A 15,910-nucleotide genomic window follows, 5' to 3' on the forward strand; every position below is an offset into this window, starting at 1 on the left:
TTTACTCTTGTTAGTTTATCATTTTTCTGCTATTTCTGCTAATTTTCAGAATCATTTCTTAGTCATTACGAACACAACGAAATCCCATGTTATTACTTGCAGAGTCTGCTGTATTGCCGTTACGCGACGCAACTCGGTATCGATTACAGTAAGAGGAGTGGCATAAAAATGAGCCACCACGAATCCCGTATTCTCCAGTGCTATAAGTTTGATGAGACTGCCAAATCACTTTTCCACTTTGCTCGCGAAAGGCCTCTAATGGCATATAACGCGGATTCGCGCACCACTCCCAGATATTACCTGCCATCTGATACAGCCCATACCCATTCGGTTCATAGCTCTTTACTGGCGCTGTGCCTAGATAGCCATCTGCTAAAGTATTAGTTTGTGGAAAATCTCCTTGCCAAATATTACAGCGATGCTGCCCTTCTGCTAATAACTCATTTCCCCAAGGATAAATCTGATTGGCTAAACCACCTCGAGCGGCTACTTCCCATTCAGCTTCTGTTGGCAGTCTGAGCCCCGCCCAACGACAATATGCCACTGCATCATTACGAGAAACATGGACGACTGGATGATCCAAACGATCGACAACAAAAGATCCCGGCCCCTCAGGATGACGCCAGTTGGCCCCTCCAACCGCATACCACCACTCAGTTCCAGCCATCTTTTGCGCAAGTTGTTGTTGCTTTGCTGTTAAAAATGCATAAAAAACAAAGGACCAGCCAAAGCGCTCCGAGTCTGTTTGATATCCCGTCTCTTCAACAAAATTGTTAAACTCTTGATTAGTCACTGTTGTCGCAGAAATTGAAAAAGTAGGTATGATCAATTCTGTAGCTGGCCCTTCCAAATCCGTAGCAAATCCATCCTGGCTATTCGTTCCAATCACGACTTGTTTCCCCAAAATTTGTATCAAACAACGTCTCCTCATTTCCTTAACCACTAATTAGCCCACAAAAGAAGATGAAAATCATCGATTAAATCAATAACTTTCACCTTGCTATTTTTATTACCTCATACTTTAAGGCTTGTCATTATTAGTCGCCAAAATATTTATAGCCCAAGTGCTCATAAGCAATCTGGGTCGCTACTCGTCCTCGTGGGGTCCGCTTGATGAACCCCTTTTGAATCAAATAAGGCTCATACATATCTTCTACCGTTTCCGTTTCCTCACTAATATTGACTGCTAAGGTGCTTAGACCAATTGGCCCTCCTTGATACAACTCAATCATTGTCCGCAAAATCTTTTGGTCAACATAATCCAAGCCTTCATGATCAACCTGTAACATCTCCAGTGCTCGGTCAGCGACTGAACGATTTACAACGCCATCGCTTTGAACTTGGGCATAGTCACGTACGCGCTTCAACAGACGATTGGCAATCCGTGGAGTGCCACGAGAACGACGCGCAATTTCATAGGCTCCGTCGTCGACAATCTCCGTATTAAAAATAGCTGCTGTTCGCAAAACAATTTCCCGCAAATCAGCTGTTTCATAATATTCCATATGTGACACAATGCCAAAACGGTCCCGCAAAGGAGCCGACAGCATCCCCGCTCGAGTAGTCGCTCCAACGAGGGTAAACGGTGGCAACGCAAAATGAACAGGATGAGACGTCGGTCCTTGCCCAACCATAATATCTACGTAAAAATCCTCCATCGCGGAATAAAGCATCTCCTCTACCATTCGAGGTAGACGGTGAATCTCATCAATAAACAGGACATCACCTGGCTCTAACTCGTTTAACATGGCCACTAAATCTCCTGGTCGTTCAATTGCTGGTCCACTTGTTGTACGAATCTGAACCCCCATTTCATTTGCAATAACCATAGCCATCGTTGTTTTTCCCAAGCCAGGTGGGCCGTATAAAAGTACATGATCTAATGACTCTGAGCGGCTACGAGCAGCTTGAATGTAAATACTCAGTTCTTGCTTTACCTTGTCCTGTCCGATATATTGTGACAAGGTTTGCGGGCGTAGAGAGGTTTCAATGATCTCTTCATCAGAGGTAGCTTCACCTGCTAATAAGCGTTCTTCTTCTGTCATATCCGTTTCACCTCTCTATTTTTTCATCAATAATTTTAACCCATGACGCAAGTAACCATCTGTCGTATCAGCCTCTAGCGCTTCAAGCTCTTTGCTGATGCGTTTAAGCTCACGTTCACTATAGCCTAGCGCACTTAAAGCTTCTAGCGCTTCTTCTAAGACCTGATTTTGGTTCTTCACTGCCCCCTCATTCGCTGCCATCGCTTCAACTGCTAGTTCACTCATTGCCAAGTCACCTAACTTGCCCTTTAAGTCTAAAACCATCTGTTGAGCTGTCTTTTTACCGACACCAGGGAACTTAGTTAAATACTTAAAATCTTCCGACTCAACGGCATTAACTAACCCACCGTGATCATCACCCGCCATGATTGCTAGCGCACTTTTTGGCCCAATCCCTGACACGCTAATCAACTTAATAAACAACTGCTTTTCTTCTAGACTTGCAAATCCATATAAAGTCAATGAATCTTCTCTAACTGCCTGATAAACGTAAATTAATGTTTCTTTGCCAAAATCAGCTGAATGACGAAAGGGATTTGCTACTGCCACTTGATAGCCAATTCCTGCTGTCTCCACTACAATATAATAAGGACTAATGTGGGTAATTTTCCCACGAATATATTCGTACACGTCTTTTTCCTCCAGTATCCATGCCTCTGACTTTTTTCATCACCGATGAGCACATGCGTTCCCTTTGATTGTACCATATATTTTTATGAGAGAGAACGGTTAGACTTTCAAAGATTACAAAAAAGAGGCCGAATAAATCAGCCTCTCCCAACTTCTATTTTTTCTTTACAGCATCTCTCTGTAGATACTCTCAATCTCAGCTAAAGTCGTCTCCCGTGGATTACCACCTGTACAGACATCAGCTAAGGCATCTTGGGCAATCGCGGGAATATCGTCTGCTTTAACTCCCAGTTCACCTATAGACTGTGGGATGCCAACTGCGTTTCCTAGTTGACGAACAGCGTCTACCGCAGCCTCGCGAACCTCAACTAAACTCAAGTCTGACGCATTTTCAACGCCCATCACGCGAGCAATGTCTCGGTATTTTTCACCTGTTTCTTCCTTGTTATACGCCATCACATCTGGCAACAACGACGCACAGGCGACACCATGAGGGACATCATACCACGCACTTAGCGGATGAGCCATTCCATGAACTAAGCCAAGGCCAACGTTAGAGAAGCCCATTCCCGCTATATATTGGGCCAGTGCCATTTCTTCACGAGCGCTCTGATCTCCCTCAACCGACCGTTTTAAGGCGCGACCAATAATCTCAATCGCTTTAAGGTGCATCATATCCGTTAATTCCCATGCCCCTTTGGTAATATACCCTTCAATCGCATGAGTCAACGCATCCATCCCTGTTGCAGCACAAAGGGCGGTCGTCATTCCCATCATCATGTCGCTGTCCACAAATGCTACTACTGGAATATCATGAGGGGCGACACACACAAATTTGCGGTTTTTTTCCTTATCAGTAATCACATAATTAATCGTGACCTCCGCTGCTGTTCCAGAGGTCGTCGGAATAGCTAATATCGGCACACTTGAATTTTTTGTTCCGACTTCGCCTTCTAAACTCCGAACATCGGCGTATTCTAGATTGGTGATAATAATCCCGATGGCTTTGGCCGTATCAATCGGTGACCCGCCTCCAACTGCTACAATATAGTCGGCTTCGGCCTTTTTGAAAGCCGCTACCCCTGCCTGAACATCCTCAATACTTGGGTTTGGCACGATGCCATCAAAGACCTCATAAGCTAAATCGGCTTGATCTAAACTAGCCGTTACTCGCGTGGCAACTCCCGCCTCCATCAACCCTTTATCCGTCACAACTAGCGCTTTTTTAAAGCCTCGTTTCAGCACTTCCTCTGATAATTTTTCCACAGCTCCCTTACCAAAGTACGACGTTTCATTTAAAATCATTCTGTTTACCATAATTTTTAGCTCCTATCCTTTCATTGTTACCACTTTCACAAGCGGTTGTACCAGAATTAATTCACACCAGCTATCAACTATCTGCTTAATAGAACTATTTTGACTAAACTAGACAAAATAGTTGAAGTAACACCGCTCGCTACCTCACTATTTTGTTAGTTCGCCTTCTCTCACTTAACTTAATCTAAGTGAAATACTTCCCGTAAAACTACTGACTTCGGCTGATTATCCGCATAGCATACCATCAATGGTTCCATATAAGCCCACCACTTTTGACAGCTATCGGTCTTTGCTAATTCCTCATATCGCTCTTGATCTGGAACCTCTAAATAAGCAAACAATTGATCCGTTTCACTATTTAGAAAAATCGAGTAATTAGTTGCTCCATGAGCCTTTAAAGCCAACACCATTTCCGGCCATAGTTCAGCATGTCGCCGTTCATACTCCTCTTGATTTCCTGATTTCAGATACATAATTGACGCAAGTCGTTTCATCCCTATCACCTCACCATCTACCTAATTCTAATTGAGATAGCCCGCTCGTGGTGTCACTCCAAACCCTACTGCCAATGCACGAAGTTGCTCATCAGTAATCGTTTGTTTAACGCCACCTTGAGCCATCACATAAGTGTAAACTTGAGCCGCTTTTTCAGCTGTTTCAATTAATCCAAATACCTCATCCATATTTGTTCCCGCCCCATAAATCCCATGATGAGGCCAGACAACTAAACGAAAATCATGCATTTTGTTTGCCGTAACTTCGCCAATTTCGTTAGTTCCCGGAACAACCCAAGGGATAATGCCAACCCCTTCTGGGAAGACCACTAAACACTCTGTGCACATTTGCCAAAGAGTCCGAGTAAACTCTCGCTCTGTCAACTCATGAGTAAATGTCATTGCCAATAAATGGGTCGCATGATTATGCATGACAACTCGATGATTCGGATCCACTTTTAGACGTTCAATATGGCTCATAAAATGGGCAGGAAGTTCACTCGTCGGCAAACACCCCTCACTAAATCCCCAAAGTACTTCTAATGTTTTACCATCGGTTTTAATTCTCACTACACCTAAACATTCTTCGGGGAAGGTCGCAACATTTTTAAAATACTTACCTGAACCAGTTACAATAAAATAACGCCCTGCGAGGTCACTTGCATCAAAAATCATCGGAATTTCTCGCGATACTTTTGCGACGTCTAGAAAAGGGATGACTTCTTCCTCTTTCAATAGATAAGAAATATTACCACCATTACGCTCATCCCAACCTAGTCGATAAAGGTTAGAGGTGGTTTCTATCATTTCTTGGACAAATGGAGCTTGTAACATCTCAATTTTTTTCATCATTCTGCCTCTTTCTTTTAACAAAACTGTCTAGCGTTTTGCCAAGACTTCTGCTTCATACTGTTTTACTTCAGCTAACCAATCCATTCCAACAGGAACACCTTTTTCTTGGCAATAGTAATTCCACACATCAGCAAACGGGAAGTCCTTTAATTCTTCTACAAAGGCAAGACGAGTGGTAAAGTCTCCTTCATTTTCAAGTTTCTTCAACTCCATAATTGGCTCTAACATCGCTTTAAGTAGTGCCTTTTGTGTATTACGCGTACCAATAACCCAAGCAGCTACACGATTGATCGTAGCATCGAAGAAATCTAATCCCACATGAGTTCGATCTAGTAAATCGTTACGTACAAGTTCACGGGCAATCTCCATTAGCTCATCGTCCATAATCACCACATGATCACTATCCCAATGAACTGGACGGCTAACATGCAATAAGATATCATTGCCGAATAACGATAGAGACGACAGCTTATTACTGATTACTTCTGTTGGATGAAAATGACCTGCATCCATACAAATCACTTTATCGCGAGTTAAGCCATAGCCCATATAAAACTCATGGGAGCCGACCGTATACGCCTCTGCACCGATACCAAACAACTTACTTTCCACGGCATCTAGCGTGTGGGCTTTATCAAGCGATTCGCTAAAAATTTCATCCAAAGATTCCATCAAACGTTTACGAGGGGCCAAACGATCAATCGGATTATCCTTAAATCCATCTGGTACCCAAAAGTTATTGACACTCGTTTGCCCTAGTTCTTGTCCAAAGTAGTCCGCAATACGACGCGCACGTTTCCCGTGTTCAATCCAAAATTGGCGAACCTCATCATCAGCTGATGCTAATGTAAAGCCATCTTTAAACATCGGATGAGAGAAGAAGGTTGGGTTAAAATCAAGTCCTAATCCTTGCTCTTTAGCCCAATTAACCCAATTTTGATAATGCTTGGGTTCAATTTCATTTAATTCTACTTTCTCCTCTGTATCCATATAAATAGCATGCAAATTTAATTTATGCTGACCTGGAATAAGCGAATATGCTTTTTCTAAATCTTGTCGAAGTTCAGCAGGTGTCCGTGCCGCACCAGGGTAATTCCCAGTCACAGAGATACCGCCAGTCAATTCTCCTTCTGGATTCATAAAGCCTTTCACATCATCTCCCTGCCAACAGTGCATGGAAATCTTGACTTGATCAATTGCAGTTAACACCTGATCCGTATCAATCCCAATACTTTGATAGATTTCTTTTGCTGCTTGATACTTTTCTGTTATCTTATCCACTAAACTCATTCCTTTCTATTTTTAACTAACAATCGGTTGATAAATCCGCAGGTCAAATGACTGCCGAATTATCTCACGTGCGTCCACTAACGAATCAATCTCACCTGTGGTCAAGAGCTGCATGATAATATTACCAATTGCAGTCGCTTCTATTGGTCCCGCCTCTACCTCAACCCCTGTCGCATTGGCAGTCAATTGATTAAGTAAACTAGCGTTAGCTCCACCACCAACAATTTGTAAACGGTCAATTGATTTGCCAAGCAAGTCTTCCAGTTTTTTTAACTCTCGACTATAACAAGTGGCTAAATTTTGATAAATAGTCAATGCTATCTGCGCAGTTGTTTTCGGTATTATCAGTTTGTTTTCATCGCAATAGCCTTGAATCGCCTCAACCATATTAGTTGGATTCAAGAAACAAGCCGCATTAACATCTATCTCCGGAACAACAAAATCTGATTGTTCCGCCAAATCGGCCAACTCCGCAAAGGTATAGCGATAGTCCTCCATCCGAGCGACTTCTTGAATTAGCCACAGACCCATGATATTTTTCAAAAATCGAGTCGTCTTAAATGCGCCACCTTCATTAGTATAATTAGCTTTCATCGTGTTCTGATTAATCAGATTATGAGGCAATTCCGCGCCTAAAAGCGACCATGTCCCACTACTAATAAAGGCCCAGCTATCGCCATTCCCTGGTGTTCCGACCACTGCTGAGGCAGTATCATGACTTGCAACAGTAATGACCGTTGCCTCTGGTAAATCAAACTCTAGAAACACCTCACGTTTCAACTTCCCTAGAGGTGTACCGGCTTCTACCAGAGTTGGAAACTGCTCAGTAGTCAATCCTACTAGTTCTAATAATTCTTCATCCAATTGTCCAGTTTGGGCATTAATCAACTGAGTCGTTGATGCGTTAGTCGCTTCTAACACAGCCTTCCCTGTCAAAACATATCCTATATAATCAGGAATCAATAAAATTTTCTTAGTCGCTTTTAACCGCTCGCGGTCCTCAACAAACAGCTGAAACAATGTGTTAAATGGCTGAATTTGAACACCTGTCTTTTGATACAGCCTCTCAAGTGTCATCACTTCGGCAAACTTTTCTATTGCCTCATCTGTGCGACTATCTCGGTAACACATCGGCTGTCTGAAAAGATTGCCATCAGCATCAAGCAAGCAATAGTCAACACCCCATGTATCAATTCCAATCTGACAGTCAGTAATTCCCATTTTTTTAAGCTTCTCTAAACCACACAGAACCTCATGGATCAACTGATCAATGTCCCAATAATTACCGTCTTCTTTTTCAATGTAACCATTCTTAAAACGATGAACTTCTTCAAGTGTTAGACACCCATCAATTAATTGACTTTTCATCAAACGTCCACTTGAAGCGCCAATATCGACAGCTACATAAGTTCTCCCCACATAACTCAACTCCTTCCATTCGCTCTTATTGTACAAATTAGTTATCATTTACTAATACTGACAATCGCGTTACAATATCTTTATATACACAGTGTAATCGGTAGCATAATTAATTACATCTGCAAATATTGGTAAATAATTGTACTTTCTTGGTTATCCTAAAAGGAAAGGAGTTTAGCATGAACCATTTTTGGCAAAAAGCAAAACATTCGTGGACAACTGATTCCAGTCGATACATTTTAACCCCATCAAAAAAAAGCCAAGAAATGTTCTATTTCATTCAAGAAATCGGACATTTCAAAGCTCTTAAGCCTTACTTTACTGAACGCGCTCACCTGACTTCTTACTTAATGAAATACACCATCAGTGGAAAAGGTCACTTACGCTACGAGGATCAAGACTATTTTTTAGAAAAAGGTGACGTGTTTCTCATTGATTGTCAGAATTATCAATACTATGAAACAATTAGCGATGATCCCTGGGAAATGGCCTGGATTCACTTACACGGAGGGGCTGCCCCTCTCTTTTATCAAGAGTATCTAAAAAATGGTGGGCAGACTTTTCACACCCAAACCAAACGAATTGGTCGAATTATGGATAATCTATTAACATTACAGGAAAATCGTAATGCACGAACAGATTTCACCTGTTCTCTAATTATTCATGATTTATTAAATGAGTTAGTCATTCAAAAAAATCAATTAGACTTCGAGGATAAAGATATTCCCTCTTATATTTTCGAGCTGCAAACTTTCTTGGACAATCATTTTCAAGAAGAGGTGAGCTTGGCTGACTTAGAAAAGCAATTTATGATCAATAAATATCAATTAAACAAGGAATTTTCTAAATTTATCGGGACGCCTCCCATAGAGTACCTAATCGCCAAACGAATGAACTTGGCTAAAGATTTATTGCGCTACACAACTAAGCCAATCAAAGAAATTGCGATAGAGATCGGGATCGGCAACACCCCTTATTTTTCTCGGTTATTTAAACTGAAAACTGGGGTCACGCCTAATACTTATCGTAAAAATGGCTAACCTGACTAAACGTCATCCTGAAAAAAATTGAATCACTTCGACTACTGTCTACTATCTACATTCGCAATGGATAAAAAAAACGATCACAGTAGTCCACTAAGGACAGCTGTGATCATTTTTAATTAATCAAATAACACTTGATAGTCACCATAACCCTCTGCTTCCAGTTCGCTAACTGGAATAAAGCGCAATGCCGCACCATTGATGCAATAACGCAGGCCACCTAACTCCTCAGGTCCGTCAGTAAAGACATGGCCTAAATGAGAATCCGCTTCTTTACTTCTAACTTCCACTCGAGCACGACTCAAGCTTAAGTCCTCTAATTCTTTAATCGTTGCAATCGGCTTTGTAAAAGATGGCCAACCACAACCTGCATCGTATTTATCCTTAGATGAAAATAAGGCTTCACCACCCACGATATCGACGTAAATCCCTTCTTCATAAAGGCCGTCATATTCACTCGAAAATGGTCGTTCTGTGCCGTTTTCTTGCGTCACTTCAAATTGTAGCGGTGTCAAATTCTGACGTAATTCATCTTCTGATGGTTTCATACCCATTTCCACTTCCTTAGTCTTGGAATTTAGCTAACATTCGTTTGACTTGAGCTACAGGAAAACCGACAATTGCGTAGTAATCACCTTTAATTGATTCAACTAATAATGAACCTTGTCCTTGAATCCCATAAGCTCCTGCCTTATCCAGGTGCTCCCCAGTGGCAATGTACTCATGAATTTCAGCATCAGTTAACTCAAAAAAAGTTACTTCAGCAGATACAATCTGTTGTTCGATTCGTTTGGGATTCATCATATAAACACTCGTATGAACCTGATGTTTTCTACCGCTTAACTTGCGCAACATCTCGAATGCTTCTTGATCGTTCTTAGGTTTTCCTAGTATTTCATCGCCAACTACTACGATTGTATCACTCCCAATGACCAAATTGTGAGGATTTTGCTTACAGATTAATTGCGCCTTTTTTTGGGCCATCTCAAGGACATAATCCAAGGGCGTTAATTCGCCAATGACGCTCTCGTCAATGTTGGCAGGCATCGCTTGAAACTCCTCGATAATTTTTGCTAATAGCTCTTTTCTTCTTGGTGATTGTGACGCAAGTATAACAGTCATCATTAATCCTTCTTTCTATCTCATTGGCATGTGTAACACAACCAATTACTTCTCAATATTTCTGCTAACGTAGCTACTATACTCCTATGTCAGCTAAAAATAAAGGGTTTTACGAGATATTGTGAAAAAAATAATTAACTATAAGTTTTTATTTATCGTTGCTCTCCGTACTATAAAAAAAGTATTGACTTTTTTCACGAACAAACCCGATTTTTTCATATAAATGTTGAGCATCCAAATTCTCTTGAGCTGTTTCTAGTAATATTCCTTTACTCCCTGTTCCCCGAGCAAATTCGATCGCCTCTTGAATTAGCGCTTGAGCTACCCCTTGTCGACGAGCCTCTCTATCCACATATAAATCATTTAAAAGCCACTCTTGCTGCATACTGACAGATGAAAAAATGGGATATAGTTGCGTAAAGCCAACCACTTCATCTTCAATAATTGCTAACCATATATACGATTCCTGATTCTCTATTCGCTGACGTAAAAAAGCCTCTGCGCCTGACACATCACTTTCTTGTTGATAAAACACTCGATACGCATCAAATAGACGACTCAAATCTGGTATATCCTCTAATTCAGCCACAACTATTTCCATTTTCTAACGCCTCCTTATCGGTTCTTTTATAATGATACCATTTTCTTTATAACGACACTAACTTACATGGTCTGACAAAAATGTAAGGCTGTGTCATTTGATTCGATTTTTATTACGGACATTTATTGATATATTAGAAACATCAAAAAGAACACAGGAGGAACACCACCATGACACACCTATCACTAACTCAAACATATTTTGCTCTAGCTTTAGGAGACAAAAAGAAAAAAACAATTTCGATTAATTCAAGACAAGGGATTTGCTTCATCGCTAGCCAAATTTTAGAGTTACTCTCAGACAACACTATCGCTTTGAATAGTCATCATAAATTAATTACGACTCAAGCATTACCCTCAGAAAAAAAATACCTAGCAGCTATCTATGACTTTATTAAGAAAAAAGAACCAGTTAAAATGACTGCTATTACAGATTACTTAACAATGGGATTAAAAAATAGGCTACATCCAATTGTCGAAGAGACTGCTCAGTCACTCATCACCTCAACTCATATCAGTCAATCAACAAAAAGACACTTGATGGGAACAACAGATTTTTATGAAGTAAACACTACGACCTTAACTGCTTTAACAAAGTCGATCAACGATACAATCGAAAACTCCGACAACTGGTCTGATAAAGAAATCAGTTTAATGCTGCTATTAGATAATGGTAAGTTACTTAAAAATTATGTATCAAAAGACAATCATAAACGCGCTAAACAACAGATTAAAGTCTATAGAAATCGTGAAGAGAGACACATTATTACTACACTGATCTCTCATTATGAAAATAGCGCGGCAGCAGTTGTAGCCGCAATTGCCTAACCCAATCAAAAAGACTGTCGAAATTAAGAAATTGACCACAAATCCTTTACTAAGAAATTTATACCCCTTATACTAAAAAAAAGGAGTGATCTTAATGGCAGACTGCCTCATTATTATTGATTTACAAAATGGTCTACAAACAGAAAACAAGCGCCTCTACGAATTAAACCATGTACTTGCAGTAGTCAATAGTCGAATCGCTGAGTACCGTATCCAAAAACGACCGATTATTTTCATTCAACACGAAGATCATGAGTTAGTTCCTACCACTGAGCCATGGAAGCTGATGCCAGAACTTGATAACCGAGGCTCTGATTTTTATGTGGGGAAAACTCATGCAAACTCGTTCTATCGCACTACTTTAACCAGTCTACTAACTGACTTAAACATCAAAGAAATTGAATTTTGTGGTGCTCAAAGCCAATACTGCGTTGACACAACTGTGAGATTTGCTCATGGTTTGGGCTATAAGCTAACAATGGCAAAAGGGAGCACAACAACTCTCGATTCTCCTGACTTAACAGCCAAACAAATTATTGATCATCATGAAGCTATCTGGGATAAACGATTCTTAACGTTTATCTAGTTCCAAAAATAACTATAAATAGAGAGTCTGGAAACTAATTATTCCAGACCCTCTATTTATCTTTGACTCCCTACTTCTTATCTTAAAGACTCCCTAAAACAATCACTCTGGTTCAATAGTATCACTAACACCACTATCGTATATTTCAGGTAATTGGTCAAAATAGATCACGTCAGAATCAATTGTTTCAATTATTTCTGGTGCCTGTTTTTTTATAGGATATGAACAAGCTGCGATACCAACTAAAACAAGAGTTAAGCTAAACAAAATAAAACACTTTTTCATCAAGTCCTCCTAAACAATGTTTCTATCATTATACCACAAACATTCATTAATAGTAGCATATACGAACCTAGGTAAGCTAGTTCAATTCAATCGTTTGTCCTGCTTGTATATTCTCTAGCTTAGATCCCAACTCTTTTTTCAAAAGTCTGAATGCTTTGGACCCGGTACAATGACAGGTCAAAATCTTTTCTATTTGAGGGGTATTTAAACTCTTTCCTATTGTTAAGACTTCCTTTCTACTCATCCCTAGATTATTTATGTAAGGTATCCCAATCATATGAAATCCACCAATTAAACATTTTATCGGCTTGCCAGGAAATAAGCGTAACGCTTCATTTGTCATATTGATAATCCCATGATGACTGCAACCAGTGAATACTATTAGTCCGTCGCATTGCTCGATCACAACCATCACCTCGTCTGAAAAATCATCCAAAATAAATTGGTGATGTCTCTTTTTATACAAATTTTCTGTGAGATTGACCGATCTACCCAATGGAATGATATGAAAGTTGGGTTGAATCTCCATTTGACTCGTAATCAATCGAAGATTATCCGTTATTTTAGCTATCGAATTTACAGGTATTCCCACGTAAAGAAATTTTGATAACACTTTTAAATAATGAGACTCTTCCACTCCTTTTAAAGCATAAACCGGTGTCTCTTTGAATGGCAAATGCTGAAGTCCTCCTGTGTGATCTGAGTGTCCATGGGAAATAATCACCCCCTCTAAATCCGTCAACGACTCTCCTAGCTCTGAGGCGTTATGAATGATTTTTTTATTTGCACCTGTATCAAATAAATACTTTTTCCCTGAGTCATTAATTAGAAGTGAAAGACCATGTCCTTTTTTAAACCGTGAACTTATTTTTGAGTTTTCAAATAGCACCTTAATAATCATCAAATCGCCCCTACATATGTTTATTTATTCATATATTATATCATAAAACTAGTTCACACAACTGCGCTAAACTTAAAAAACACTCTATTCTTAACATGATTGTGCCTATATGTTAGATCGATTCCGACCTAATTATTAACCTGTAACGCACTATTAAATTAGACAGCAAAAAAACTAGCCATCAATCAAGATGATTAGTTTTTTAATCTGCTTTAAAAAATGCCATAAAGCTTACATTACGATTCGATATAAAGTCGAGACCCTAATTCATAGGCCTCCATCCCCTCTACCTGTCTATTTCTAAAAATAATCTCAACATGTTCTAATTGAGTCACTTGAACCTCATAAGTGTCTTGAATCGGGGTAATTATTATTTCACCAAGATAGTTCCCCTGATCATCGTACACCTCAGAGCTAGTCCTCTGTTCCAACTCAAATACATGAGCGGTAATTTTTTTACCATAGTCGTATTGAGCTGTCTGGTCTATCTGACCTTCAATAATAATACTATTTTGGCGAGCAAGTAGCGGAAGAGAAAAATAATCATGTTCTTCTTGATACCATTTACCACCTTCATAAACCTTATTGGTTAAATAGTTCGTCCATCGACCTGCAGGTAAATAGAAGGAGACCTGCCCGTTTTCATTGAAAATTGGAGCCACCATCAATGATTCACCAAGCATGTATTGCTTATCAATTGTATGAACCGTGTAATCCTCTTCAAACTCCAACACTAATGGCCTCATCATCGGTACACCTGTTTTGTGCGTCATAACTGCTTCTTTATATATGTAAGGCATCAATCTATTTTTTAATTTTGAAAACTTCTGAGTCACTAGAGCCGATTCTTCGCCAAAGTTCCAAGGAACACGGTACTCAATATTTCCATGATAACGACTATGAGTAGATAGAAGCCCGAATTGAGTCCAACGTTTGTAAAGATCATGGCTCGTATTTTCTTCAAATCCCCCAATATCATGGCTCCAAAAACCGAAGCCTGAAAGCACAAATGACAAGCCACCGCGTAAAGACTCCGCCATCGAAGAGTACTGAGATAAATTATCTCCACCCCAATGTACAGGAAATTTCTGTGAACCAACAGAGGCCGATCTTGCAAATAGTACCGCCTGTCCTTCGCCCTTGAGTTCCTCTAAAAGTTCGAACACAACTTGATTATATAAATACGCATAATAATTGTGCATTTTTTCAGGGTCAGAGCCATCAAAATAAACAGCATCAGTCGGGATTCGTTCACCAAAATCAGTTTTAAACGAGTCAACACCTAACTCAATTAAGCCTCTAAGCTGTTCTTTATACCAAGCTCGCGCCTCAGGATTGGTAAAATCAATAATCCCTTGACCCGCTTGCCACAAATCCCACTGCCAAACTTCCCCTTTTTGATTTTTAACAAAATAACCTTTTTCTTTACATTCGTTAAAAACTTTCGCTTTTTGGCCAATGTACGGATTGATCCACAGACAAATCTTTAATCCCTTGTCATGAATTCTCTGAAGCAAGCCAGCTGGATCTGGAAACATCTTTTGATCCCACTCAAAGCCGCACCACTCAAATTCTTTCATCCAAAAACAATCAAAGTGAAACACATCAAAAGGAATATCTCTCGCCTGCATCTCGTCGATAAATTGCATGACTGTTTTTTCACTGTAATCAGTTGTAAAAGAAGTTGATAGCCATAGTCCAAATGACCAAGCTGGTGGTAACGCTGGTTTCCCTGTTAAGTCCGTGTATTTTTCAAGAACCTCTTTCATCGTTGGACCATAAATAATAAAATACTCTAACACTTCTCCCTCAACACTGAACTGTGTTCGCGAAACATTTTCCGATGCTACTTCAAACGATACTTTTTCAGGATGATTGACCAAAACACCATAACCTTGATTAGTAATGTAAAAAGGAACGTTCTTATACGCTTTTTCGCTCCCTGTCCCCCCATCTTCATTCCAACTATCTACTGATTGACCATTTTTTGTGAATGGCGTAAATTTTTCTCCCATGCCATACACAAACTCGTAAGGATCTAGCGATAATTGTTCCCGCATATAATGCTTGCCATCATCAGTCGTTATTTCTGCTTGCGCCCGAGGTTTAGATGACGTTAGTAAGCGATTATCACCATAAAATTCAAGTTTAAATGGCCCCTCCTTTGGGACGACCGCTTCTAAATTGCCAGATTTAAATCGGTAATCATCGGCAACTGTAATCTCTCCCTCTGCTTGTTCCTCCTTAAGCTCAAATTTAGGAAATGACGGTGTGACATCATGGTGTACTAAGCTCACTTTGATAATATCAGCTTGCGGAGATTCCAGTCTCATTGTTGTCATGCCAAGATTTAATGTATCTCCTCTTCGCTCAACTTTTTTATAAGGTAAAAATAACTCTAGCATGTGGTCTTCAATTCGGTAATCACAGCATTCTTGAGGATGATTAAGTGTGACCCCGTCCTTCGTTAACCAGTATCCTTCAGTAAATTTCATAAG

17 protein-coding genes are annotated in these 15,910 nt (G+C 40.0%); 3 read left to right on the plus strand and 14 right to left on the minus strand.

Annotated features, from left to right (window positions below):
- Nucleotides 1-58 precede the first annotated feature (58 nt).
- The 8 genes from AC5KOD_RS00205 to rhaB all read right to left on the minus strand — a co-directional run bounded on the left by AC5KOD_RS00205 (nucleotide 59) and on the right by rhaB (nucleotide 8,047).
- Complete coding sequence (locus tag AC5KOD_RS00205; protein WP_496912536.1) at nucleotides 59-916, minus strand: formylglycine-generating enzyme family protein; 858 nt, start codon at nucleotides 914-916, stop codon at nucleotides 59-61.
- 121 nt (nucleotides 917-1,037) lie between these two features.
- Nucleotides 1,038-2,045 carry a Holliday junction branch migration DNA helicase RuvB gene (ruvB, locus tag AC5KOD_RS00210; protein WP_496912537.1) on the minus strand — a complete coding sequence of 336 codons (1,008 nt, stop codon included), beginning with the start codon at nucleotides 2,043-2,045 and terminating at the stop codon, nucleotides 1,038-1,040.
- Nucleotides 2,046-2,060: 15 nt separating this feature from the next.
- Complete coding sequence (gene ruvA / locus AC5KOD_RS00215; RefSeq protein ID WP_496912538.1) at nucleotides 2,061-2,675, minus strand: Holliday junction branch migration protein RuvA; 615 nt, start codon at nucleotides 2,673-2,675, stop codon at nucleotides 2,061-2,063.
- Between the two features lie 165 nt (nucleotides 2,676-2,840).
- On the minus strand, nucleotides 2,841-3,992 hold the full coding sequence (gene fucO / locus AC5KOD_RS00220; RefSeq protein ID WP_496912539.1) for a lactaldehyde reductase: 1,152 nt from the start codon (nucleotides 3,990-3,992) through the stop codon (nucleotides 2,841-2,843).
- A gap of 179 nt (nucleotides 3,993-4,171) precedes the next feature.
- Complete coding sequence (gene rhaM, locus AC5KOD_RS00225) at nucleotides 4,172-4,486, minus strand: L-rhamnose mutarotase (protein ID WP_496912540.1); 315 nt, start codon at nucleotides 4,484-4,486, stop codon at nucleotides 4,172-4,174.
- A 27-nt stretch (nucleotides 4,487-4,513) separates the two neighbouring features.
- Nucleotides 4,514-5,335, minus strand: a complete 822-nt coding sequence (gene rhaD / locus AC5KOD_RS00230) for a rhamnulose-1-phosphate aldolase (protein WP_496912541.1) — start codon at nucleotides 5,333-5,335, stop codon at nucleotides 4,514-4,516.
- 30 nt (nucleotides 5,336-5,365) lie between these two features.
- Entirely contained in the window at nucleotides 5,366-6,619 is a 1,254-nt protein-coding gene (gene rhaA, locus AC5KOD_RS00235; protein WP_496912542.1) for an L-rhamnose isomerase, read from the minus strand.
- A gap of 21 nt (nucleotides 6,620-6,640) precedes the next feature.
- Nucleotides 6,641-8,047 (minus strand): rhamnulokinase, encoded by a 1,407-nt coding sequence (gene rhaB, locus AC5KOD_RS00240; protein ID WP_496912543.1) that lies wholly within the window; start codon nucleotides 8,045-8,047, stop codon nucleotides 6,641-6,643.
- 179 nt (nucleotides 8,048-8,226) lie between these two features.
- Between rhaB and AC5KOD_RS00245 the strand changes: the two genes are divergently transcribed.
- Nucleotides 8,227-9,087 (plus strand): helix-turn-helix domain-containing protein, encoded by an 861-nt coding sequence (locus AC5KOD_RS00245; RefSeq protein ID WP_496912544.1) that lies wholly within the window; start codon nucleotides 8,227-8,229, stop codon nucleotides 9,085-9,087.
- 122 nt (nucleotides 9,088-9,209) lie between these two features.
- Here the strand turns inward: AC5KOD_RS00245 and msrB are convergent, their stop codons facing one another.
- From msrB to AC5KOD_RS00260, 3 genes are all read right to left on the minus strand, one after another.
- Nucleotides 9,210-9,638 (minus strand): peptide-methionine (R)-S-oxide reductase MsrB, encoded by a 429-nt coding sequence (gene msrB / locus AC5KOD_RS00250; protein WP_496912545.1) that lies wholly within the window; start codon nucleotides 9,636-9,638, stop codon nucleotides 9,210-9,212.
- 16 nt (nucleotides 9,639-9,654) lie between these two features.
- Nucleotides 9,655-10,212, minus strand: coding sequence for a Maf family protein (locus AC5KOD_RS00255; RefSeq protein ID WP_496912546.1), 558 nt, complete (start codon nucleotides 10,210-10,212; stop codon nucleotides 9,655-9,657).
- 148 nt (nucleotides 10,213-10,360) lie between these two features.
- Nucleotides 10,361-10,813: a GNAT family N-acetyltransferase gene (locus tag AC5KOD_RS00260; RefSeq protein ID WP_496912547.1), complete on the minus strand. Its 453-nt coding sequence runs from the start codon at nucleotides 10,811-10,813 to the stop codon at nucleotides 10,361-10,363.
- 170 nt (nucleotides 10,814-10,983) lie between these two features.
- Between AC5KOD_RS00260 and AC5KOD_RS00265 the strand changes: the two genes are divergently transcribed.
- Together AC5KOD_RS00265 and AC5KOD_RS00270 are read left to right on the plus strand one after the other, a co-directional pair.
- Nucleotides 10,984-11,640 carry a GPP34 family phosphoprotein gene (locus AC5KOD_RS00265; RefSeq protein ID WP_496912548.1) on the plus strand — a complete coding sequence of 219 codons (657 nt, stop codon included), beginning with the start codon at nucleotides 10,984-10,986 and terminating at the stop codon, nucleotides 11,638-11,640.
- A gap of 94 nt (nucleotides 11,641-11,734) precedes the next feature.
- On the plus strand, nucleotides 11,735-12,226 hold the full coding sequence (locus AC5KOD_RS00270; RefSeq protein ID WP_496912549.1) for a cysteine hydrolase family protein: 492 nt from the start codon (nucleotides 11,735-11,737) through the stop codon (nucleotides 12,224-12,226).
- Between the two features lie 102 nt (nucleotides 12,227-12,328).
- Here the strand turns inward: AC5KOD_RS00270 and AC5KOD_RS00275 are convergent, their stop codons facing one another.
- The 3 genes from AC5KOD_RS00275 to yicI all read right to left on the minus strand — a co-directional run bounded on the left by AC5KOD_RS00275 (nucleotide 12,329) and on the right by yicI (nucleotide 15,907).
- A complete protein-coding gene (locus tag AC5KOD_RS00275; RefSeq protein WP_496912550.1) occupies nucleotides 12,329-12,511 on the minus strand; it encodes a hypothetical protein in 183 nt (60 codons plus the stop codon).
- A 76-nt stretch (nucleotides 12,512-12,587) separates the two neighbouring features.
- A complete protein-coding gene (locus AC5KOD_RS00280; protein WP_496912551.1) occupies nucleotides 12,588-13,412 on the minus strand; it encodes an MBL fold metallo-hydrolase in 825 nt (274 codons plus the stop codon).
- 236 nt (nucleotides 13,413-13,648) lie between these two features.
- Nucleotides 13,649-15,907: an alpha-xylosidase gene (gene yicI / locus AC5KOD_RS00285; RefSeq protein ID WP_496912552.1), complete on the minus strand. Its 2,259-nt coding sequence runs from the start codon at nucleotides 15,905-15,907 to the stop codon at nucleotides 13,649-13,651.
- Nucleotides 15,908-15,910 lie beyond the last annotated feature (3 nt).

This window comes from Vagococcus sp. WN80Y (genome assembly GCF_059621045.1).